Source organism: Bacillus solimangrovi (assembly GCF_001742425.1).
Taxonomy (GTDB): domain Bacteria; phylum Bacillota; class Bacilli; order Bacillales; family Bacillaceae_N; genus Bacillus_AV; species Bacillus_AV solimangrovi.
In genome coordinates this window covers 1-24,423 of record NZ_MJEH01000032.1, presented here as the reverse complement: position 1 = coordinate 24,423, position 24,423 = coordinate 1, and the positions used below count along the sequence as shown (strand labels likewise).

The 24,423-nt window shown below is 36.8% G+C and carries 21 protein-coding genes; all 21 read left to right on the top strand.

What is annotated here, in order from left to right; all coding sequences use genetic code 11:
* Positions 1-16 precede the first annotated feature (16 nt).
* Entirely contained in the window at positions 17-4,345 is a 4,329-nt protein-coding gene (locus BFG57_RS11645) for a PolC-type DNA polymerase III (RefSeq protein ID WP_069717672.1), read from the top strand.
* A gap of 406 nt (positions 4,346-4,751) precedes the next feature.
* Complete coding sequence (gene rimP / locus BFG57_RS11640) at positions 4,752-5,222, top strand: ribosome maturation factor RimP (protein WP_069717664.1); 471 nt, start codon at positions 4,752-4,754, stop codon at positions 5,220-5,222.
* A gap of 19 nt (positions 5,223-5,241) precedes the next feature.
* Positions 5,242-6,459, top strand: a complete 1,218-nt coding sequence (gene nusA / locus BFG57_RS11635; RefSeq protein ID WP_083249218.1) for a transcription termination factor NusA — start codon at positions 5,242-5,244, stop codon at positions 6,457-6,459.
* 14 nt (positions 6,460-6,473) lie between these two features.
* Positions 6,474-6,746, top strand: a complete 273-nt coding sequence (gene rnpM / locus BFG57_RS11630) for an RNase P modulator RnpM (protein ID WP_069717663.1) — start codon at positions 6,474-6,476, stop codon at positions 6,744-6,746.
* Positions 6,747-6,749: 3 nt separating this feature from the next.
* The gene (locus tag BFG57_RS11625; RefSeq protein ID WP_069717662.1) at positions 6,750-7,055 is read left to right on the top strand and encodes a YlxQ family RNA-binding protein; all 306 of its coding nucleotides are present in this window, start codon (positions 6,750-6,752) and stop codon (positions 7,053-7,055) included.
* Positions 7,056-7,071: 16 nt separating this feature from the next.
* Complete coding sequence (infB, locus tag BFG57_RS11620) at positions 7,072-9,111, top strand: translation initiation factor IF-2 (protein WP_069717661.1); 2,040 nt, start codon at positions 7,072-7,074, stop codon at positions 9,109-9,111.
* A complete protein-coding gene (locus BFG57_RS11615) occupies positions 9,108-9,386 on the top strand; it encodes a DUF503 domain-containing protein (RefSeq protein WP_069717660.1) in 279 nt (92 codons plus the stop codon). The genes infB and BFG57_RS11615 overlap by 4 nt, the downstream gene beginning before the upstream one ends.
* A gap of 16 nt (positions 9,387-9,402) precedes the next feature.
* Positions 9,403-9,756, top strand: a complete 354-nt coding sequence (rbfA, locus tag BFG57_RS11610) for a 30S ribosome-binding factor RbfA (RefSeq protein ID WP_069717659.1) — start codon at positions 9,403-9,405, stop codon at positions 9,754-9,756.
* Between the two features lie 211 nt (positions 9,757-9,967).
* Positions 9,968-10,855, top strand: a complete 888-nt coding sequence (truB, locus tag BFG57_RS11605) for a tRNA pseudouridine(55) synthase TruB (RefSeq protein ID WP_069717658.1) — start codon at positions 9,968-9,970, stop codon at positions 10,853-10,855.
* Between the two features lie 254 nt (positions 10,856-11,109).
* The gene (gene ribF / locus BFG57_RS11600) at positions 11,110-12,051 is read left to right on the top strand and encodes a bifunctional riboflavin kinase/FAD synthetase (protein ID WP_069717657.1); all 942 of its coding nucleotides are present in this window, start codon (positions 11,110-11,112) and stop codon (positions 12,049-12,051) included.
* A 140-nt stretch (positions 12,052-12,191) separates the two neighbouring features.
* Positions 12,192-12,461, top strand: a complete 270-nt coding sequence (rpsO, locus tag BFG57_RS11595; protein ID WP_069717656.1) for a 30S ribosomal protein S15 — start codon at positions 12,192-12,194, stop codon at positions 12,459-12,461.
* Positions 12,462-12,852: 391 nt separating this feature from the next.
* Positions 12,853-14,976, top strand: a complete 2,124-nt coding sequence (gene pnp / locus BFG57_RS11590) for a polyribonucleotide nucleotidyltransferase (protein WP_069717655.1) — start codon at positions 12,853-12,855, stop codon at positions 14,974-14,976.
* A gap of 162 nt (positions 14,977-15,138) precedes the next feature.
* A complete protein-coding gene (locus tag BFG57_RS11585) occupies positions 15,139-16,110 on the top strand; it encodes a polysaccharide deacetylase family protein (RefSeq protein WP_069717654.1) in 972 nt (323 codons plus the stop codon).
* A gap of 239 nt (positions 16,111-16,349) precedes the next feature.
* A complete protein-coding gene (locus BFG57_RS11580; protein ID WP_069717671.1) occupies positions 16,350-17,588 on the top strand; it encodes a M16 family metallopeptidase in 1,239 nt (412 codons plus the stop codon).
* A gap of 134 nt (positions 17,589-17,722) precedes the next feature.
* Positions 17,723-17,965 (top strand): YlmC/YmxH family sporulation protein, encoded by a 243-nt coding sequence (locus tag BFG57_RS11575; RefSeq protein ID WP_069717653.1) that lies wholly within the window; start codon positions 17,723-17,725, stop codon positions 17,963-17,965.
* A gap of 212 nt (positions 17,966-18,177) precedes the next feature.
* Positions 18,178-19,068 carry a dipicolinic acid synthetase subunit A gene (gene dpaA / locus BFG57_RS11570; RefSeq protein ID WP_069717652.1) on the top strand — a complete coding sequence of 297 codons (891 nt, stop codon included), beginning with the start codon at positions 18,178-18,180 and terminating at the stop codon, positions 19,066-19,068.
* A gap of 2 nt (positions 19,069-19,070) precedes the next feature.
* A complete protein-coding gene (dpaB, locus tag BFG57_RS11565) occupies positions 19,071-19,664 on the top strand; it encodes a dipicolinate synthase subunit B (RefSeq protein ID WP_069717651.1) in 594 nt (197 codons plus the stop codon).
* Between the two features lie 164 nt (positions 19,665-19,828).
* The gene (gene asd / locus BFG57_RS11560) at positions 19,829-20,875 is read left to right on the top strand and encodes an aspartate-semialdehyde dehydrogenase (RefSeq protein WP_069717650.1); all 1,047 of its coding nucleotides are present in this window, start codon (positions 19,829-19,831) and stop codon (positions 20,873-20,875) included.
* Between the two features lie 25 nt (positions 20,876-20,900).
* On the top strand, positions 20,901-22,139 hold the full coding sequence (dapG, locus tag BFG57_RS11555) for an aspartate kinase (protein ID WP_069717649.1): 1,239 nt from the start codon (positions 20,901-20,903) through the stop codon (positions 22,137-22,139).
* A gap of 91 nt (positions 22,140-22,230) precedes the next feature.
* Positions 22,231-23,118, top strand: coding sequence for a 4-hydroxy-tetrahydrodipicolinate synthase (dapA, locus tag BFG57_RS11550; protein WP_069717648.1), 888 nt, complete (start codon positions 22,231-22,233; stop codon positions 23,116-23,118).
* A gap of 282 nt (positions 23,119-23,400) precedes the next feature.
* Positions 23,401-24,423, top strand: a 1,023-nt coding sequence (locus BFG57_RS11545) for a ribonuclease J (RefSeq protein ID WP_139125132.1), incomplete at its 3' end; no start/stop codon positions are given.

The following is a 24,423-nucleotide window of genomic DNA, read 5'->3' as shown; positions in this document are numbered from 1 at the left end:
TAAGTCCACTTTCTTAATGAAAGGAGTACTAACTGTGACAGAGATAAATTCTGAGCATAAGCAGCGTTTTCAGATTTTGCTTAAACAAATGGAGTTACCGGAAACTCTTGTTGAAGAACATTTTCAAAATGGTGCAATTATTAAACTTACAGTAGATAAAGAAAGTCGTTCATGGCATTTTCAACTACAATGGTCAGAATTGCCACCAGCAAATGTATTTCAACTTTTTACGTCGCATATTGAGAAAAGTTTTTCACATATTGCTACTGTTACGTTTTCGATTGAGCCAGTTCAACAAAGATTAACAGATTCACTTGTTCAAGGGTATTGGCCACTTTTTGTTGAAAAATTACAAAATATATCACCTGCACTGAAGATGTTACTAAAGAACCAGCAGCCATCTATTGAAGGACAAAAATTATTCGTTCAAACAAGGAATGAAGCTGAGGCAGAAGCTCTTAAACGGAAATTTCAGCAACAATATATACCATATTTTCATGAAATGGGCCTTCCGATTTCTCAAGTTGAAACGACAATTGTTCATTCAGAAGAGGAATATCAACAGTTCGTAGAGCAAAAAACAGCAGAAGAACGGACGAAAGTTGTAGAAGTGATTGCAGAGAAAGAACATAAAGTACAACAACGTGAAGCAAATGCAGAAGCTAACTTACCAAGTGGTCCGCTGACAATTGGATTAAAAATTCAGGATGAACCATTACAGTTAAAAGAAGTTCAAGATGAAGAGCGACGTATAACTGTACAAGGGTATGTTTTTGATGCTGAAACGAGAGAACTTCGTAGTGGGCGAACATTGCTAACGTTTAAAATAACGGATTATACAGATTCGATTTTAGTTAAAATGTTTTCTAGAGATAAAGAAGATGTACCGATGCTTCAAGCGATAAAAAAAGGCATGTGGGTTAAAGTTCGCGGTGGAATCCAAAATGATACGTTTGTACGTGACCTTGTAATGATCGCTAAAGACATTAACGAAATAAAACCACAAGAACGTAAGGATACTTCGAAAGAAAAAAGAGTGGAGTTACATTTGCATACGCCGATGAGTCAAATGGATGCTGTTACACCTGTGTCTCGATTAGTTGAGCAAGCAAGTAAATGGGGGCATCCCGCTATTGCAGTGACAGATCATAATGTTTGTCAAGCTTTTCCCGAAGCATTTGGAGCGGCTAAAAAGCATGGAATAAAAATGCTCTATGGGGTAGAAGCAAATTTGGTTGATGATGGTGTACCAATTGCGTATAATTCACAGCATCGTACATTAGCAGACGAAACTTATGTCGTCTTTGACGTTGAAACAACTGGACTATCTGCTGTGTATGACACGATTATTGAGCTTGCTGCTGTAAAAATAAAAGATGGTGAGATTATTGATCGATTTGAATCTTTCGCTAATCCACATCATCCTTTGTCGGCTACAACTATTGAGTTGACAGGAATCACCGATGATCTTGTCCAAAATGCACCTGATCCAGAAGAAGTGCTAAAGAAGTTTTACGATTGGATTGAAGATGATACGCTCGTTGCTCACAATGCTAGTTTTGATATGGGTTTTTTAAATGTTGGGTTTCAAAAGATTGACGTTGGGAAGGCAAAAAATCCTGTTATCGATACGCTAGAATTAGCCCGTTTCTTATATCCAGATTTTAAGAATCATCGCTTAAATACGTTATGTAAGAAATTTGACATTGAGCTAACACAACATCACCGTGCAATTTATGACGCTGAAGCAACTGGGTATTTATTAATTAAGTTATTAAAAGATGCTGCAGAACGTGAGATTAGCCATCATGATCAATTCAATGACCATATGGGTGAAGGAAAAGCATATCAACGTTCTCGACCATCACATATTACAATTTTGGCTCAAACACAAGAAGGTTTGAAAAATTTATTTAAACTAGTATCTCTATCACACCTACATTATTTTTATAGAATGCCAAGAATTCCTCGTTCTCAATTACAAAAATATCGAGAAGGATTGTTAATTGGTTCTGCTTGTGATCAAGGAGAAGTATTTGAGGCGATGATGCAAAAGGCTCCAGAAGAAGTTGAAGAAGTTGCTGAGTTTTATGACTATCTAGAAATTCAACCACCGAGCAACTATTATCATCTAATTGAAAAAGATCTAGTGCATGATAATGAAAACCTATTAGAAATCATTGGGAATATTGTAAAGCTCGGGGAGAAGTTAGATAAGCCTGTCGTAGCTACAGGAAATGTACACTACTTGAATGAAGAGGATCATATTTATCGGAAAATATTGATTGCTTCACAAGGAGGAGCGAATCGTCTTAATAAGCAAACACTGCCACATGTACATTTTAAATCAACAAATGAAATGTTAGATGCTTTTGCTTTCTTAGGAGATGATTTAGCAAAACAAGTTGTTGTTACGAATACGAATAAAGTCTCAGATATGATTGAGGAAATCAAACCGATTAAGGACGATTTGTACACTCCAAAAATTGAAGGTGCAAATGAAGAAATTCGAGAGATGTGTTACGGTCGTGCAAGAAGCATATATGGTGAAGAACTACCTGAAGTTGTAGAAAAAAGGATCGAAAAAGAATTAAAAAGTATTATTGGGCATGGTTTTGCCGTTATATACTTAATTTCTCAAAAAATTGTTAAGAAGTCATTGGATGATGGTTATCTTGTAGGTTCACGTGGTTCAGTAGGATCATCCTTTGTCGCAACTATGATGGAAATTACTGAGGTAAATCCTCTTGCTCCACATTATGTTTGTCCAAGCTGCAAGCATTCACACTTTTTTGATGATGGTTCAGTTGGAAGTGGATTTGACCTTCCTGATGAGAATTGTCCAAAATGTGGAGCTGAATATAAAAAAGATGGTCATGATATTCCATTTGAAACGTTCTTAGGATTTAAAGGGGACAAAGTACCCGATATTGATTTGAACTTCTCTGGTGAATATCAACCTAAGGCACATAATTATACGAAAGTATTATTTGGTGAAGATTATGTGTATCGTGCTGGAACAATTGGTACAGTAGCAGATAAAACAGCATACGGATATGTAAAAGGTTATATGAGTGATAGAGAGCTTCAATATCGAGGTGCTGAAATCGATCGACTTGTATCAGGATGTACAGGTGTTAAGAGAACAACCGGTCAGCACCCTGGTGGAATTATCGTTGTACCAGACTATATGGATATATACGATTTTTGCCCAATTCAATATCCTGCAGATGACCAATCATCTGAATGGCGTACGACACATTTTGATTTCCATTCGATTCATGACAATTTATTGAAATTAGATATTCTCGGTCACGATGATCCGACTGTTATCCGTATGTTACAGGACTTAAGTGGAATTGATCCAAAAACGATTCCAACGGATGACCCTGAAGTAATGAAAATATTTAGCGGTACGGAAAGCTTAGGTGTAACACCTGAACAAATTAACGGCAAGGTTGGAAGCTTAGGAATTCCAGAGTTTGGGACGCGTTTTGTAAGACAAATGCTTGAAGATACAAAACCGACAACATTTTCTGAGCTGGTCCAAATTTCAGGGTTATCACATGGAACAGATGTATGGTTAGGCAATGCCCAAGAGTTAATTTATAGCGGAACTTGTCAATTAAGTGATGTTATCGGTTGTCGTGATGATATTATGGTGTACCTTATCTATAAAGGGCTAGAACCATCGTTAGCATTTAAAATAATGGAGTTTGTTCGTAAAGGAAAAGGTCTACAAGATGAGTGGATCGATGAAATGAAAAATAATGGTGTACCTGATTGGTATATTGATTCATGTTTGAAAATAAAATATATGTTCCCGAAAGCACACGCCGCTGCATATGTGTTAATGGCGGTTCGTATCGCATATTTTAAAGTTCATTTTCCAATTTTATATTATGCAGCATATTTTACAGTTCGAGCAGATGATTTTGATATTGAAGCGATGGTACGTGGTACAAATGCTATCCGAGCTGTAATTGATGAGATCAATGCAAAAGGTCTAGAAGCATCAACAAAAGAAAAAAATTTATTAACTGTGCTTGAAATTTCAAATGAAATGTGTGAGCGTGGTTATTCATTCCAAAAGATTGATTTATATAAATCAAGTGCTTCAGACTTTATCGTAGAAGGAGATACATTAATACCGCCATTTAATTCAATTCCAGGTTTAGGTACAAATGCTGCAATTAATATTGTGAAAGCACGTAAAGACGGTGAGTTTTTATCAAAAGAAGATTTGCAACAAAGAAGTAAAATATCTAAAACAGTCCTAGAATACTTAGATAATCAAGGGTGTTTAGATGGAATGCCTGATGCGAATCAACTTTCTTTATTTTAAAGTAGACTTTCCAAAGTGATAAGAGTTTATCGTATTTATATGAGGCAAGTTCAAATTGATTTTAGTGACCATTCTTCCATATTAAATGGTTACGATGAGTTAAGTAATGCAATGAAACTTGAATCTACTTGCAAACAATTCCTGTTTATGCTATATTTCTAGAAGGTAATATGAATGATAATGACTGCAAAGAGTGGGGAAACCCACTCTTTCGTTTTATCTTTTGCTAAAAGGGATAATCTCCCTATTGTTCCGTTTTTGGACCCCATTTTGGGTTGTGAAGTTTGACTGAAATGAGCTGTCATTCATGATAGTTCGATTAAGATAAACCTTCGACTTTCATTTCCCCTGCTTGCAAAAAGCAGGGGATTTTCGTCAGGAAGGTTGTGCAAAAAGGAGGTAGACGATGGCAAACATCAAAGAAACAGCTGAAGAACTTGTGAGTCCAATTCTTGAACAAATGTCACTGGAACTTGTAGATGTAGAATATGTAAAGGAAGGTAAAAACTATTTTTTACGCCTTTACATTGATTCAGAAACAGGTGTAGACATAGAAGAATGTGGAAAAGTAAGTGAATTATTGAGTGAGAAATTAGATGAAGCTGATCCAATTGAGCATGCTTATTTCTTAGAAGTCTCTTCACCAGGTGCAGAGCGACCTCTAAAAAAAGAAGCAGATGTAAAAAAGGCGATTGGAAAAAATATTAATGTGAAAACATATGAACCAATCAATGGTGAAAAAGAATTTGAAGGTAAGTTATTGTCTTTTGATGGTGAAATGGTAACAATTGAAATTAAAATCAAAGCACAGAAGAAACAAATTGAGATACCGTATGAGAAAGTAGCAAAAGCAAGGTTAGCGGTTACTTTCAATTAAAAAGGGGAGAAATTTTGAGATGAGTACTGAACTTTTTGATGCCTTAACACTTTTAGAAAAGGAAAAAGGGATCAGCAAAGAAGTCATCTTAGAAGCGCTTGAAGCGGCGCTAATTTCAGCATATAAACGTAACTATAATCAGGCGCAAAATGTTCGTGTCGATATTAATCCTGATACGGGTACGATGCGTGTATACACACGTAAAGAAGTATGTGAAGATGTCTATGATGCATTGCTAGAAATTTCCTTAGAAGAGGCACGTGAGATTAATCCACAGTTTGAAATTGGAGATATTGTAGAGATTGAAATTACGCCACGAGATTTTGGTCGTATAGCAGCCCAAACTGCAAAACAAGTGGTTACTCAACGAGTTAGAGAAGCAGAACGTGGCATTATCTATAATGAATTTATCGATCGTGAAGACGATATTATGACTGGTATTGTTCAACGCCAAGATTCTAGATTTATTTACGTTTCACTTGGCAAAACAGAAGCAATCTTGCCACAAAGTGAACAAATGTCAAACGAAACTTATGCCCCGCATGATCGTTTGAAAGTATATATTACAAAGGTTGAGAAAACATCAAAAGGTCCACAAATTGTTGTATCTCGTACACATCCAGGGCTCTTGAAACGTTTGTTCGAAATGGAAGTACCAGAAATTTATGATGGAACCGTTGAATTAATGTCAGTTTCACGTGAAGCAGGTGACAGATCAAAGATTGCTGTTTTTGCTGCAAATGAAGACATAGACCCAGTAGGTGCTTGTGTAGGTCAACGTGGTCAACGTGTACAAGCGATCGTCAATGAATTAAAAGGTGAAAAGATCGACATCGTTCGTTATTCAGAAGACCCTGTTGAATACGTTGCAAATGCTTTGAGCCCATCAAAGGTCGTTAAAGTTATCGTTAATGAAGCTGATAAAGCAACAACAGTTATTGTACCTGATTACCAATTATCTCTTGCGATCGGTAAGCGTGGGCAAAATGCCCGTCTTGCTGCAAAATTAACGGGTTGGAAAATTGACATTAAGAGCCAGTCAGAAGCAGAAGAAAATGGTATATTATTTGAAAAGATAGATGAAAATGCTGAAAGGCCAATCGCTGTATATGAAGGCAACGATGCACTTGAATCTAATGAAGAAGAAATTATTTTCGATTCTTTCGAAGAACAACCATCAGAGGAATTAGATGAGGAAATAGTCTTCGATAATTTAGAAGATGAGGATAACGAATAAAGAGGTGGAGCCTGATGAATAAGCGCAAAGTACCAATGCGAAAGTGTGTTGCAAGTCAGGAAATGAAGCCAAAGCAAGAGTTAATTCGTATAGTGCGTTCTAAAGAAGGAGAGGTCAAGATTGACCCTACTGGGAAGTTGAACGGTAGAGGTGCATACCTTACTTTAGATAGAGAATGTATTTTGAAAGCACAAAAGAGAAATATCCTATCCAATCATTTGAAAGCAAATGTAGATGAAGAGATATATAAACAACTTTTGACGTTAGCTGACAAGGAGACGCAATAAAGCATGAAACAACCAAAATGGATGTCATTGTTAGGCTTGGCAAATCGAGCAAGGCAGTGTATTTCCGGAGAAGAGCTTGTTGTGAAAGAAATAAGAAGCGGGCGTGCAAAACTTGTATTGCTTTCTGGGGATGCTTCGGATAATACTACAAAAAAAATTCGCAATAAAAGCACGAGTTATCATGTCCCAATGAGAATTGTTCAAGATCGGTTTGAGTTAGGGAAGGCGATTGGTAAACCTCACCGTGTGACAGTAGCGGTGCTTGATGATGGATTTGCGAAAAAACTGCTGACACTGCTCGATGAATAATTGTGGGGGTGGAAGTATGAGTAAAATAAGAGTGTATGAATATGCAAAGAAAAATGAGATTTCTAGTAAGGAAGTCATTTCAAAACTAAAAGAAAGCAATGTTGATGTTACAAATCATATGTCAACAATTGACGAGGAAGCAGTGAGAAAATTGGATAACGCATTTAATAAAGGTAATAATCAGACAAATAATAATCAAAAAAGCAACAAAAAAGGACCAAAGAAAAATAACCAACGTTCTAATAATCGAAGTAATAACGCAAATAATGCTAAACCACAAGCTCCGAAGGTTCCACAAGCGTTGCCTGAAAAGATTACGTATTCAGGCTCATTAACTGTTGGAGAGTTTGCTGAGAAACTCGGTAAAGAATCATCAGAAATCATTAAGAAGTTAATGATGTTAGGTGTTATGGCTACGAAAAACCAAGATCTTGATAGTGATTCGATTGAATTACTAGCAGAAGATTTCGGTGTGAAAGTAGAAGAAGAAATTCACTTAGAAGAAACAGATTTTGCTGCTTATGAAGTTGAAGATAGTGAAGACGATCTTTCGATTCGTCCACCTGTAGTTACAATTATGGGACACGTTGACCATGGTAAAACGACTTTATTAGATTCAATCCGTAAGACCAAAGTTACTGAAGGTGAAGCAGGCGGAATTACACAACATATCGGAGCATATCAAATTACGAACAAAGGTAAAAAATTAACATTCCTTGATACACCTGGACACGCTGCTTTCACAACGATGCGTGCTCGTGGTGCGAGTGTTACTGATATTACGATTCTTGTAGTTGCAGCAGATGATGGTGTTATGCCTCAAACTATCGAAGCAATTAGCCATGCGAAGGCAGCAGAGGTGCCAATTATCGTAGCGGTTAATAAAATAGATAAAGAAGGTGCAAACCCTGATCGAGTTATGCAAGAGTTAATGGAGCATGGGCTCGTTGCAGAAGAATGGGGTGGAGAAACAATTTTCGTCAAATTGTCTGCTATCCAAGGTGAAGGAATTGATGACTTAATTGAAATGATTACACTCGTTTCAGAAGTTGAAGAATTAAAAGCAAATCCTAACCGTGTTGCTGCTGGAACAGTAATTGAAGCACAATTAGATAAAGGTCGAGGTTCTGTAGCAACCCTTCTCGTTCAAAAAGGTACGTTACGCGTTGGTGATCCAATTGTTGTTGGTAATACATTTGGTCGTGTACGTGCAATGGTTAATGATCTTGGTCGTCGAGTGAAAGAGGCGGGTCCATCTACTCCTGTGGAAATTACAGGTTTAAATGATGTACCACAAGCTGGAGATCCATTCCTTGTGTTTAAGGATGAAAAGAAAGCACGTCAAATTGGTGAAGCTAGAGCTCAGAAGTTATTAGAAGAGCAACGTGGTGAGAAAACGAAAGTTAGTCTAGATGATTTGTTTGAACAGATCAAACAAGGTGAGATGAAGGAACTCAATTTAATTTTGAAAGCAGATGTACAAGGTTCTGCTGAAGCACTTGCTTCGTCATTACAAAAGATTGACGTAGAAGGTGTTCAAGTGAAGATTATCCACACTGGTGTGGGTGCAATTACAGATTCAGATATTACGCTTGCTGCTGCATCAAATGCAATTGTAATAGGATTCAATGTACGTCCTGATGTAAATGCTAAAAAGACAGCTGAGAGTGAAGGAGTCGATATTCGACTTCACCGCATCATCTACAAGGTGATTGAAGAGATTGAATTTGCGATGAAGGGAATGCTAGATCCTGAGTTCGAAGAGAAAGTTATTGGTACTGTTGAAGTACGTGAAACGTTTAAAGTTTCAAAAGTTGGTACAATTGCTGGTTGTTATGTAACTGATGGGAAAATCACTCGTGATGCGAGTATTCGTCTAATTCGTGATGGTATTGTCGTCTTCGAAGGTGAGATCGATTCTTTAAAACGTTTTAAAGATGATGCGAAAGAAGTTGCACAAGGTTATGAATGTGGGATTACAATCGCGAAATTCAATGACATTAAAGAAGGCGATGTTATTGAAGGGTATGTTATGGAAGAGATTGAAGTAAAATGATCGGAGTGGTGCGCTGTGAGTGCATCATCTACGACGCTCAATCACTTAAAGATAAAAGGTCAATAACAAAACGTGTGATTGAACGTATCCGAAATCGTTTTAATGTTTCAATTGCAGAGACTGACCATCATCAAGTTTGGCAACGCACTGAATTTACGGTTGCTGTTGCAGCTAGAGAACAAGTGACGGCAGAGAAGGAATTGAATCGAGTGATGGAATTTATTGATTCCTTCCCAGAAATCGAAAGAACCGTCACATCATATGAATGGTTGTAATTTGAGGTGATTAATAATGAGTAATATTCGCTCAACACGTGTAGCTGAGCAAATGAAAAAGGAGCTTGGCGACATTTTAAGCCGCAAAATCAAAGACCCTCGTGTAGGTTTTGTAACAGTGACTGATGTACGTGTAACAGGAGATTTGCAGCAAGCAAAGGTCTATATCACTGTGCTCGGTACTGAAGAACAAAAACAAGATACACTAAAAGGTCTTACGAAAGCAAACGGTTTTATTCGTTCTGAAATCGGCAAACGTATTCGGTTGCGAAAAACACCTGAAATATTGTTTGAATTTGATGAAACAATTGAACGAGGAAATCGTATTGAGCACTTATTGCATGAGATTAATGATCCTTCTGATGGATAATGATAATCTCAACAAGGGTAGACTGTAACTGGTCTATCCTTTCTTTTTGAATTAAAGTAGAATTCACAGAAATGTTGTTACAACTACCATCTGTTTGAGATTATAAGTTAGTAATAAGGTGTCAAGTTACTTTGTAGTCGATTGAACTCAGTAAGCAGAAGACCGTCACTTTAACTAGAGAGTGAAGTACATATTGAATTGGAGAGATTAGATGGATGGAATCTTACCTCTATATAAACCGAGGGGGATGACCTCTCATGATTGTGTTTTTAAAGTAAGAAAGTTGTTAAAAACAAAAAAAGTGGGTCATACAGGAACTCTTGATCCTGAAGTAGATGGTGTGCTGCCACTTTGTATAGGTAGAGCCACAAAAATTGCTGAATATATTACTGAAAGTGAAAAGGAATATGAAGCTGAAATCACGCTAGGTACTGCTACAGAAACAGAGGATGCACATGGTGATATTATCGAAAGTAAAGCAGTTGCTGAAACAATTGCTGTGGCAAATATTGAAGCTGTATTGAAAAGCTTCATTGGAGATATTACGCAAATCCCTCCAATGTATTCAGCGGTTAAGGTGAATGGGAAAAAATTATATGAATATGCGAGGCAAGGAATAGCAGTAGAACGTCCTGAACGCACCGTCACAATTCATGACATTACAATGTTGAGTAATGATCCTGTTACTGATAAGAATACTACTTTCTCTATCCGTGTTACGTGCAGTAAAGGTACATATGTGCGTACACTTGCTGTAGATATAGGGAAGGCGCTCGGGTATCCAGCACATATGTCTAAGCTCACTAGGCATTCTTCAGGAGGTTTTCAACTTGAAGACTGTGTGACATTTGATAAAATTGAAATGGACAATTACAACTTAATTCCTATGGAAGTTCCTCTTTCAAAATTGACGAAACTGACAGTTAATGAAACACTAGAGAAGGCAGTGAAAAATGGTGCAGTCCTCCCTATAGCAAAAGAATGTATAGGTCTAGAACGTTTTGGCGTGTGGAACACAGTAAATGAATGTATTGCAATTTATAAACCACATCCAAGTAAGCCTGGTGTAATGAAGCCAGAAAAAGTACTTCGTATTTAAAAAGTTTTTTTGACTATGTCATTTAATCGTTTTTGCACTGTTAGCTAATAGTTTGCTTAATGATATGATAAATAGATACAGTGGAATTTCGATCAGTGTTTGGTTTTTCTATTTTTCTGTAGACGAATTATAGTATTTCTTTCAGCTTCTTACATTGAAATTCTGCTGATTTTCAGTCTGAAAGTTTGATCCCAAAGAGCCAATATAACGTGATGAATTGAAAGTGTTAAGACAAGTTAAAAGAAGGTGAAAGTATGAAAGTGATCCATCTGTCATATCCACACCAGCTAGCTGGTGAAGAAGTTGAAGATAAAGCAATGGCACTTGGTTTTTTTGATGGTGTTCATCTCGGACATCAGAAAGTTATTCTAACGGCAAAGCATGAAGCAGAAAAACGAGGCATAAAGAGTGCTGTAATGACATTTTATCCTCACCCATCTGTCATCTTACGGAAACAGACACAGCATGTTAGATACATTACTCCGCAAGATGAGAAAGTGAGACAAATTGAGCAGCTAGGTATTGATGAATTATACATTGTTCAATTTGACAAAAGTTTCGCTGAACTTTTTCCTCAAGAATTTGTAGATGAATTTATTATTCATTTAAAAGTAAAACATGTAGTAGCGGGGTTTGACTTTTCGTATGGCAGATTAGGAAAAGGAACGATGGAAACTTTACCTTTCCATTCTCGTGAATTTTTCACACAAACGGTTGTCAGTAAAGTAGCAAATAATGATGAGAAAGTTAGCTCTTCACTTATACGGGAAAAAATACATCTAGGTGCAGTTCATCAAATCCCTGATCTTTTAGGAAGACACTATGAAGTACAAGGGTTGGTTGTCGATGGAGATAAACGTGGAAGAACTATTGGTTTTCCAACTGCAAATGTACAAGCTTCAGATAAGTATTTAATGCCTCCTGTAGGTGTATATGCAGTTAAAATGCTCGTTAATGGACTTTGGCTTGATGGTGTCTGTAATTTAGGCTATAAGCCGACATTTCATGATGATAAAGTTGAACCAATTTTAGAAGTACACGTTTTTGATTTTAATGCAGACATCTATGGGAAGACAGTTACGGTAAAGTGGTTACAGAGAATTCGTGAAGAAAAAAAGTTTACGAATGTAGATGAATTAATCATACAAATTAAAGAGGATAAAGCAAAAGCAGAAAAAATCCTGGCAAATATGTAAGGTGTACTTGCATTCTATCCAGATTCATAGTATTATAATCAACGTATGCTTAAAGGCATTCATTTAGAACCATTGCTTGGCAATACGAGTCACCAACGTTTGCTCAGTGATCGGGGATTATTATTTAGGAGGTGAATAGGATGGCCTTAACACAAGAGCGCAAACAAGAACTTATTAATGAGTTCAAAACTCACGAGAATGATACAGGTTCTCCAGAAGTTCAAATTGCTGTCCTAACAGAACAGATTAACACTTTGAACGAACATTTACGTACACACAAGAAAGACCACCACTCTCGTCGCGGTCTTCTAAAAATGGTAGGTAAACGTCGTAATCTTCTTACGTATCTACGTAATAAAGATGTTACTCGTTACCGTGAAGTAATTACTAAACTCGGCTTACGTCGATAATTGAGAAAAGCGGGATTCGTCCCGCTTTTTTCTTATACTAATTACTTAGCATATTTTTACAAATAAATGTTTATGATTTGAACAAACCGTAAGAAATTTTTTGTAATCTATTTTTTTGTAAAAATTGTTTTACATATATAAGCTATCCTGTTAAGTTTGAGTTGATTAGGCAATACTGAAATAAAGTGAACCTACCTTTGAAGCTAGGATTTCTTCGATATTTAATGGATTTTTAAACATTCATGTATAATTTTATGCTGATGCTACAATGGTATGAATAAGGTTCTTCTTTTAAAAACCTTTTGAAATTATATTACTTTTTGCAATGGAAGAGTTAATATTAATTGACACGTAATATATGTGATACATAAATGAGAGGGGTACGCTACAAATGGAACATGAAAAACGCGTATTTTCGATGGAATGGGCAGGAAGAGAGTTATCGGTTGAAATTGGCCAACTTGCTCAACAAGCAAACGGAGCATGTCTTGTACGTTATGGTGACACAGCCGTATTAAGTACTGCAACTGCTTCAAAAGAACCAAAAGATTTAAGTTTCTTTCCTCTGACAGTTAATTATGAAGAGCGTCTTTATGCTGTCGGTAAAATTCCTGGCGGGTTTATTAAGCGTGAAGGTCGTCCAAGTGAAAAAGCGATTCTGGCTAGTCGTTTAATTGATCGCCCAATTCGACCATTATTCGCAGATGGTTTCCGTAATGAAGTTCAAGTCATCAGTATTGTTATGAGTGTGGACCAAGATTGTTCAAGTGAGATGGCAGCAATGTTTGGCTCATCACTTGCATTATCTGTTTCGGATATTCCGTTCGCAGGTCCGATTGCTGGAGTCATTGTAGGACGTATTGATGGTGAATTTGTTATTAATCCATCAGTTGAACAGCTGGAGCAAAGTGATATTCATTTAACTGTGGCAGGAACGAAGGATGCTGTGAACATGGTTGAAGCTGGTGCAAATGAAGTACCAGAGGAAACGATGTTAGAAGCAATCATGTTTGGTCATGAAGCAATTAAAGAACTTATTATCTTCCAAGAAAAAATTGCTTCAGAAATTGGTACAGTGAAGATGGAAGTGCAATTGTATGAACTCGACAAAGAGTTAGAAGCAGAAGTGCGTGAGAAATGTGAGAAAGAACTTCTTGAAGCAATTCAAGTTAAAGAAAAACATGCACGTGAAGATGCTATTAACGAAGTGAAAAAGCGAGTAGTTGAAGAATATGAAGCAATCGAAGTTGAAAATGATGTCTTAAAGCAAGTTAAAGACATTCTAAGTAAAATGGTTAAAGAAGAAGTACGCCGTCTGATTACGAAAGAAAAAGTGCGTCCAGATGGTCGTGGAATTGATGAAATTCGTCCACTTTCGTCTGAAGTTAGTAAGTTCCCTCGTACACATGGTTCAGGTCTTTTTACTCGTGGACAAACACAAGCGCTAAGTATTTGTACATTAGGGGCGCTTGGTGATGTACAGATCTTAGATGGTTTAGGTGTTGAAGAATCGAAACGATTTATGCACCATTACAATTTCCCTCAGTTTAGTGTCGGAGAAACAGGACCGATTCGTGGACCAGGTCGTCGAGAAATTGGTCATGGTGCTCTAGGGGAGCGTGCACTTGAAAAAGTTATCCCGTCTGAGAAAGATTTTCCTTATACAATTCGCCTTGTTTCAGAAGTCCTTGAGTCGAATGGTTCTACTTCACAAGCGAGTATTTGTGCGAGTACATTAGCAATGATGGATGCAGGTGTACCAATCAAAGCACCAGTTGCAGGAATTGCAATGGGTCTTGTGAAGTCTGGTGATGATTATTCGGTATTAACAGACATTCAAGGCATGGAAGATTTCTTAGGTGATATGGACTTTAAAGTTGCTGGTACAGCAGCTGGTGTAACAGCACTACAAATGGATATTAAAATTGAGGGCTTATCTCGTGAAATTCTTGAGGAAGCACTTGCTCAAGCTAAAAAAGGTCGTATGCAAATTCTCGATCATATGATTCAAACGATTAATACACCACGAGAAGAATTGAGTGAATTCGCACCTAAGATTCTTACAATGGCTATTAATCCGGATAAGATTCGTGATGTTATTGGACCAAGTGGAAAACAAATCAATAAAATTATTGAAGAAACTGGCGTGAAAATCGATATTGAGCAAGATGGAACAATCTTCATTTCATCGACTGATTCAAGCATGAACGCTAATGCAAAGAAAATTATTGAGGACCTTGTTCGTGAGGTTGAAGTAGGCCAAACATACTTAGGTAAGGTGAAACGAATTGAAAAATTCGGTGCTTTTGTAGAAATTTTCAAAGGCAAAGATGGCTTAGTTCATATTTCAGAAATTGCTGAAGAACGTATTGCTAAAGTAGAGGATGCATTATCTATAGGTGATGAAATTCTTGTGAGAGTAAAAGAAGTTGATAATCAAGGTCGCGTTAATTTATCGCGTAAAGTAATTTTGCGTGAAGAACGTGAACGAAAAGAACAACAAGAAAAGAAGTAAACAAAAAAAGCTGAAACTTTTCAGCTTTTTTTGTTTGTATCATCATCGATCGTACACTCTAGTTAATCTATAATTTTACAGACACTTTTTGGTTTTTACATTCATTAATCATAAGTTGTCCTTCTCCTTCATAAGGTGTATGGAGCGTAGGAGGGATGATTATTGAAGAAGCAACTCATACATTTCATTGGGTTTGTAGTATTGATCTTATTAACATGGGGGATTACAGATAATCCGTATTCATCTCGATATCTCGTCCAGTTAAAAAATAGTGCACCTACATTTGTAAGCAATGATAGTTTATATCAAGAGATTGTAGAAAAAGCTAAAGGGTATGAAGAGAAACCGATTGATGCTGTCATTGATCCAGTTTGGAAGGCGATTCCAGGATATGATGGTGTGAAGGTAAATATTGAGAAATCTTATGATATTATGAAAAAAAAGGGTAAGTTTGAAGAAGAAGTACTCGTCATGCAACCGATAAAGCCAAAAATACTATTAAATGATTTGCCAGCTTCTCCAATTTATCGTGGAAATGATAAAAAACCGATGGTCAGTTTCATCGTAAATGTTGCTTGGGGAAATGAACATATACCTGAAATACTTAAGATATTAAAAGAAAATCATGTTCAAGCTACATTTTTCCTTGAAGGTCGTTGGGTCAAGAATAATTCAGAGCTAGCTGAGATGATTTTTGAGGCAGGTCATGAAATTGGTAATCATTCATTCTCTCACCCTGATATGGGTAAGTTGTCAAGGCAATTGGCTATAGAAGAAATTCAGAAAACAAATGATGTCATTCAAGCCACTCTTGACATTAAACCGAAATGGTTCGGTCCGCCTAGTGGTAGCTATAATCAACAAACTATCGAAGCTGCATCACAATTAGGGATGAAAACAGTTCTGTGGAGTGTGGATACGGTCGATTGGAGAAATCCAAATCCATCAGACATGGTTGAGCGTGTTCGATCAAAGCTTCATCCAGGTGCAATGGTATTAATGCATCCAACTGAGGCAACTGTTAAAGGTCTTGAAGGAATGATTAAAGCGGTTGAAAAAAAAGAATATAAACTTGGAAAAGTGTCTACATTATTAAGTGAACAAAGAATTGAAATGATCCACAGTGACAGATAAATGTTGCTGTGGTTTTCAAAGTATCGATTATCATTTCTATTAATTACGTTTTTGAAATAACGTTAAAAAACTTATTAGCTTTTTATATTTTAAAGACGGAATCTATCATCAATATGCATGTGATTAAAGTGAAAATGATGGTAAATTTATCAGCATTTGGCATGACAATTGATGTGTGGATTGATATGATAAAAGATGGGGAAAAAGCGATCTTATATGGCACCTTAGGAGGAAATCAATTGATTAAAAAGTATACATGTCAAAATGGACTTCGTATCGTACTAGAAAATATTCCAACTGTTCGCTCAGTAGCAATCGGAATTTGGGTAGGTACGGGATCAAGAAATGAAACAATAGAAAATAACGGAATTTCACATTTCTTAGAACATATGTTTTTTAAAGGGACAAAAACACGTTCATCAAAAGAGATAGCTGAGAGCTTTGATAGTATCGGTGGACAAGTTAATGCGTTTACATCAAAGGAGTATACGTGTTTTTATGCGAAAGTATTGGATGATCACGCAAGTTTCGCACTTGATGTGTTAGCTGATATGTTCTTTAATTCAACATTTGATGAAGAAGAGCTAAAAAAAGAAAAGAACGTTGTATTAGAAGAAATTAAAATGTATGAAGATACTCCAGATGATATTGTTCATGATTTATTAAGTAGAGCAAGTTACGGAGAACATGCTTTGGGCTATCCAATCCTTGGTACAGAAGAGACGTTGAGCAACTTTAATAGTCATATGCTTCGTGAATATATCGATCAAGCGTATACACCGGATAATGTTGTTGTTTCGATTGCAGGAAATGTTAGCGAGGATTTCATGAAAGAAGTCGAATCATATTTTGGATCGTATAAAACAACCGGAACAAAACCTACATATGAATCACCAGCGTTCTTTAATGAGAAGGTTACGAAAAAGAAAGATACTGAACAGGCTCATTTATGCTTAGGGTTTAAAGGTTTGCAAATTGGTCATCAAGATATATATAGCTTAATTGTATTAAATAATATTCTTGGTGGAAGTATGAGTAGTCGTCTATTCCAAGACGTTCGTGAAGAGAGAGGTTTGGCTTATTCAGTCTTTTCATACCATTCCTCACACCATGATAGTGGTTTACTTACGGTTTACGCAGGTACTGCTAGTAATCAACTTAATGTTTTATATGAAACCATTGAGCAAACGTTAGAGCGTTTGAAGAATGAAGGAATTACGGAGAAAGAATTACATAATAGCAAAGAACAGATGAAAGGTGGATTAATGCTCAGTTTAGAAAGTACAAATAGTCGTATGAGTCGTAACGGTAAAAATGAGCTTATGCTAAAGCGACACCGAACATTAGATGAAATTTTAGAATCTATTTCTGCGGTCAAGCAAGAAAGTGTGTATAATATGGCACAACAAATTTTCTCTGCTAATTATTCAGCAGCGTTGATTAGTCCAGATGGACATTTGCCGACAAAACTAACATAAGGATTGAAAATACTTGCAGGCGATAGCGTTTGCAGGTATTTTTTTTATTTTTTATCGTATACCTGTACTAATGGTACAAAGATTCAATACAGGAGTTGTAAATAAAACAATTTAGGTTAAAGGAGTGGAGGGTAATGCGGTTAAGTGAAATGAGTGGAAAAGAAATTGTTGATTTGAAGAGGGGGGAACGACTAGGAGTACTCGGACATGCAGACTTTGAAATTGATGAAAATACGGGTATGATACGTTCAGTTTTAATTCCTTCTATGAAATGGTTCGGATTTCGTAAGCAAGGTGAAGAAGTAACAATTCAGTGGGAAAATATAAAAAAAATAGGTACGGATATGATTATTATTGATTTTGAAGATAAGGAATAAACACTCTCATTTGAGGGTGTTTTTATATTGAGTCGATATACATAATAAAACTTCGATGAGTGTATAACATTAACTCTAAAAATGAAAAGCCAATACATAGACAATTTCTTAAATCATTAGGACTTTAATTCCTTTCACCATTTAGCTATAAGTGACATAAGATGTGTTAGGTTCGATAGGAAACTTTATTGTTAAAGAAGGTGAACAGCGTGATGTTAACTGGTATGCAGATCGTCGTTATTGGCGGAGATGCTCGTCAGTTAGAAGTAATTAAGAAGTTAACAGAACTAGATGCGTCTATCTATCTTATAGGATTTGAACAATTGGATCACGGCTTTACCGGCGCTGTGAAAAAAGAGTTGTCAGAAATCGATTTTACAAAAGTTGATAGTATCATTTTACCTGTTCCTGGTACAAATCATGAAGGAAAAGTAGATACGGTATTTTCTAATGAAGAAATTATGTTAACGGAGGAGCTTATAAAGCTGACACCACCGCATTGTGTAGTTTTTTCGGGGATTAGTAATGTCTATCTAGATACAATTACTTCTGAACGCAATTTAGTGCAGTTATTTGAGCGAGATGATGTGGCGATCTATAATTCTATTCCAACTGTTGAAGGTGCAATTATGATGGTTATACAGCATACTGATTTCACAATTCATAACTCTAAGACTCTTGTACTAGGATTAGGGCGTGTAGGTATGTCAACTGCTCGTGCTTTTCATGCGTTAGGAGCAAATGTATACGTTGGAGCGAGGAGATCTGAACATTTGGCTCGTATTAGCGAAATGGGATTGATACCTTTTCATTTAGATGATCTTGAAACATATGCGTCTGATGCAGACACGATCTTAAATACGATTCCAGCACGCATCGTAACAGCCTCAGTTATTTCAAAGATGCCTACACATGGTTTAATTATTGATCTCGCTTCAAAGCCAGGTGGAACTGATTTTCGTTATGCTGAAAAAAGAGGTATTAAAGCATTGCTTGCACCAGGATTGCCAGGTATAGTAGCTCCAAAAACAGCTGGTAAGATTGTAGCAAATGTTATTTCCTCATTACTTCAAGAACTGAAACTAGAGCGAAAGGGGAATTAACGATGACATTAGAGAGTAAACGAATTGGGTTTGGTTTAACAGGTTCTCATTGCACATACAGCGCGGTAGTACCTCAAATTCAAAAATTAGTAGATGATGGTGTAGATGTCATCCCAGTTATCTCTAATACAGTAAAGACGACAACAACTAGATTCGGAGCTGGGGAAGATTGGATTAAAAAGATCGAAGAGATCACTTGTAATAAAGCGATTGATTCTATCGTTAGTGCGGAACCACTTGGACCTAAGTTACCGCTAGATTGTATGGTTATCGCTCCTTTAACGGGAAATTCAATGAGTAAGCTCGCAAATGCATTAACTGATTCCCCAGTATTAATGGCAGCAAAAGCGACATTACGAAACTTGAACCCTGTTGTTTTAGGAGTTTCGACCAATGACGCACTAGGGTTAAATGGACAAAATTTAATGAGACTTTTATCAACGAAAAATATATATTTCATACCATTTGGTCAAGATGACCCAGAGAAAAAACCAAACTCAATTGTGGCACAGATGGATTTATTGATGCCTACTGTTGAAGCTGCAATTGAAGGAAGACAATTCCAACCATTGCTAATCGAAAGATACCGTGGATAGAGGAAATTCAAAGGTTTTTTGTAAAGAGAACAATATTTCTTATTCTTCCCTTTCTTTCAGAAATGAATGTGATAAAATATACGTTAACTATGAAAGAGGGGAAGATATTAAACTCTTTCCCTCGACATAAAATTACTTGCTAAAGAGAAGGAGAAATTTAACATATGCAATCAAAAACATTTCATGTTGCTGTTGTTGGTGCAACAGGAGCAGTAGGACAACAAATGTTAAACATGTTAGAAGAAAGGGATTTCCCAATTTCAAAATTGAGCTTATTATCATCAGCTCGCTCAGCTGGAAAAAAACTCACGTTCAAAGGTGAAGTAGTTGAAGTACAAGAAGCAAGCCCTGAAAGTTTTGAAGGTGTAGATTTGGCGTTATTTTCAGCAGGAGGATCGGTTTCAAAGCAATTAGCTCCAGAAGCAGTAAAACGTGGGGCAATTGTTATTGATAATACGAGTGCATTTCGCATGGATCCTGAGGTACCGCTCGTAGTTCCAGAAGTGAATGAAGCGGACCTTTTTGAACATAATGGAATTATTGCAAATCCAAATTGCTCTACAATTCAAATGGTAGCGGCTCTTGAACCACTTCGTAAAGAACTAGGTTTGAACAAAGTAATTGTATCGACATATCAAGCCGTTTCAGGTGCTGGAGCTGTAGCAATTAATGAATTGAGAGATCAATCACAAGCAATGTTAAATGAGGAAGAATATACACCAGAGGTACTTCCTGTTAAGTCGGATAAGAAGCACTATCCAATTGCATTTAATGCTCTTCCTCAAATTGACCTGTTCCAAGATAACGGGTTTACATTTGAAGAAATGAAAATGATTAATGAGACGAAGAAAATTATGCATCTACCAGAACTTGAAGTAGCGGCAACTTGTGTTCGACTTCCAATTGAAATTGGTCATGCTGAATCTGTTTATGTTGAATTGGACACGAATGGAAAATCAGCACAAGATATTAAAGATATGTTAAAAAATGCACCTGGAATTGTTCTTGAAGATAATCCAAATGAGCAAGTATATCCTACACCTTTATCGTCAGCTGGTAAGAAGGAAGTGTTTGTCGGTCGTATTCGTAAAGACTTAGATAAAGATAATGCATTCCATATGTGGGTAGTATCGGATAATCTTTTAAAGGGTGCAGCTTGGAACTCAGTTCAAATTGCTGAACGCCTTATTGCATTAAATATTTTAAAATAATCATCTACATTGAAGAGGTGTCATGATGAAGATTATCGTACAAAAATTTGGCGGAACATCAGTCAAAGATGAAGAAAGTAGACACCGAGCATGTGAGCATATTGAGCGGGCAATTAATGATGGGTATAAAGTTGTAACGGTTGTATCTGCAATGGGACGGAAAGGTGCACCTTATGCTACCGATACTTTATTAAGTCTCGTGGAGCCATCTCATCTTAGTAGACGGGAACAAGACTTACTATTATCATGTGGAGAAACAATTTCTTCAGTCGTTTTCTCAAATATGTTGTTAGAAAAAGGTGTGAAGGCAACAGCTTTTACTGGTGCCAAGGCAGGCTTTCGAACGAATAGTGATTTTAATAATGCGAAGATTGTAGAAATGCAGTGTGAAGAATTGCTAGAGTCATTAAAAATACATGATGTAGTAGTCGTAGCTGGTTTTCAAGGTGCTTCTCCAAAAGGTGATATTACAACACTTGGTAGAGGGGGTAGTGACACATCAGCAGCTGCTTTAGGTGCAGCAATTGGAGCTGAGTGGGTAGATATTTTTACAGATGTAGATGGTGTCATGACGGCTGATCCTCGAATCGTTGAAAATGCACGCCCTCTATCAGTTGTTACGTATAATGAGATTTGTAATCTTGCCTATCAAGGTGCAAAGGTCATTCACCCTCGAGCAGTAGAGATTGCTATGCAAGCAAAAATTCCGCTTAGAATTCGTTCCACATATTCGCAAGCTCCTGGAACACTTGTCACGTCAATCGTAAAAGGGAAACGCGGTATAGATGTTAATGAGCGACTGATTACTGGAATTGCCCATGTAAAGGGTGTTTCACAAATTACTGTAGAAGCTAAAGATGGCCATTATGATATTCAAGCGGAAGTATTTAAGGCAATGGCACAAGAAGAAATAAGTGTTGATTTTATTAATATCTCACCTAGTGCAGTTACGTATACAGTTATGGACGTTGTAACTGAACGTGCCATACGTATTCTGGAAGGATTAGGTTATGAACCGAAAGTCATTCGAGACTGTGCGAAGGTATCAGCTGTTGGTGCGGGTATGACTGGTGTACCAGGTGTAACTGCAAAGATCGTTAATGCACTTTCAAATGAGGGAGTATCGATTCTTCAATCTGCCGATTCACATACTACTATTTGGGTGCTTGTGAAAGAAGTTGAAATGGTTCTTGCAGTTAATGCTCTCCATCAAGCATTTCAATTGGAAAAAGATATAGAGGTTGTAGAACATCCGCTTCATTAACTTTTATGTAAATTGTGATAGTGTTAATGCAACGGAAACTTTTTTGTGTTGCAGTTAATCTGTCATTGAGTAAAGAAAGGAGAGGATAACAATGGATTTTGGAACGATTGGTACGGCGATGGTCACACCATTTGATAATAAAGGAAATATTGACTTTGCGAAAACGACGAAGCTAGTCGAATATTTAATACAAAATGGAACGACATCATTAATTGTTGCAGGTACGACAGGTGAATCGCCTACGTTATCTACTGAAGAAAAAATTGCATTGTATCAGCACGTGGTGAAAGTCGTGAATGGTCGAATACCAGTAGTAGCTGGGACAGGTTCAAACAATACACGTGCCTCAATCCATCTTTCTAAAAAAGCTGAAGAGGTAGGCGTAGATGCGATTATGCTCGTCGTACCTTATTATAATAAACCGAGCCAACAAGGTATGTACGAGCATTTTAAAGCAGTTGCCGATGCGGTTAAGTTGCCTGTAATGTTGTACAATATTCCAGGTCGTTCATGTGTAAATATGTCAGTTGACACGATCGTTCAACTTTCAGAAGTTGAAAATATCGTAGCTGTAAAAGAGGCAAGTGGTGATCTGAATGCGATAACAGAAATCATCTCAAGAACACCTTCTGATTTTACCTTGTATAGTGGAGATGATAGTTTGACACTTCCAATATTAGCGATTGGTGGAAGAGGTATTATCTCTGTTAGTTCACATGTGATTGGAAATGAGATGAGTGAGATGATCGCAAGCTTCCAACAAGGAGATAACGAGAGAGCAGCAACGTTGCATCAAGATCTGCTCCCTATCATGAAAGCGATGTTTATCGCTCCTAACCCAGCACCAGTAAAAACAAGTTTACAAATTTGTGGTTTAGATGTCGGTTCTGTCCGTCTGCCCCTTACTTCAATCACGCAAGAGCAGCGAACGCTTCTAGTGGATCTTTTGCAACACAATCAAAAAGGATCAGTCCTCTAATGGATTGATCTTTTTTTTATGAAAATAATATAATTCACGTTCTAATAAGAGCACTTTTGTTCGTTCTAATGGAGCCTCAATTTGAATATGAAGCATTACCTGTAACACATAGCATACATATTTATATAGTTTGCAAAGAAATTATGATAAAATTTGTTAACATTTTTTATATCACAAGTAAAAGCATGTTTGAATTACCTTGTTTTCTCTTTCTTCACTGCGGTATAATATCTATAAGTGACTTAGTACGGATTGAAAACTGAATAACAGGAGGAAATATACGTGTTAAAGAGAGAGAGAGAAGATAAAGTTAAAGTATTTGCCCTTGGGGGACTCGGTGAAATTGGGAAAGATTTATATGTACTTGAATATGGTTCGGATATTTTTGTATTAGATGCAGGAATGAAGTTTCCAGAAGATGAGATGTTCGGAGTTGATAAAGTTATTCCTGACTTTACATATTTGCTTGAAAATCAACGTCGTATTAAAGGGATTTTCTTAACGCAAGGTCACGAAGACCATATGGGTGCTTTACCATATATGTTGCAAAAGCTTGATGCGCCAGTATATGGAACACGTTTAACTTTAGGACTTGTTATCGATAAGCTGAAAGAAGAGAATGTAACGAAACGTGTCAAACTTAAACAAGTTGATGAACATACGAAACTAAATTTTGAAGATGTCACTGTGAGCTTTTTCCGTACAACTCACAATATTTCTGATTCTGTTGGTATATGTGTTGATACACCTCAAGGTGCTATCGTCTATACAGGTGATTTTAAATTTGATCAAACACCAGTAGATCTAAAAGGACCAAATTATGCAAGATTAGCTGAAATTGGAAAAAAAGGTGTCTTGTGTCTACTTTCTGATAGTACAAATGCTGACAAACCAGGATTTAGTTTATCAGAATCTGTTGCAGCAAGTGCGTTGTTAGATGCATTTACAGATGCAGAGAGTAGGGTTCTTGTTGCTTGTTTTTCAACAAATCTTTATCGTATTCAACAAGTAGTTGATGCATCTGTACAAACACGTCGCAAAATTGTGATCGCAGGTAAATCAATGGAAAAAACAGTCTCATTAGCCCAAAATCTTGGTTATTTGCGTGCGCCCAAAAATATCTTTGTATCGATAGAAGAACTTTCTAAGTTACCAAATGAGAAGATAGCAATTTTGACAAGTGGTCATCAAGGTGAACCATTGAAAGCTTTATCTAAAATTGTTACAGGTGCTGACCGTCAAATTAGCATTCAAGAAAATGATACTGTTATCATTGCTGCACATGCAGTAGCGGGAACAGATTCT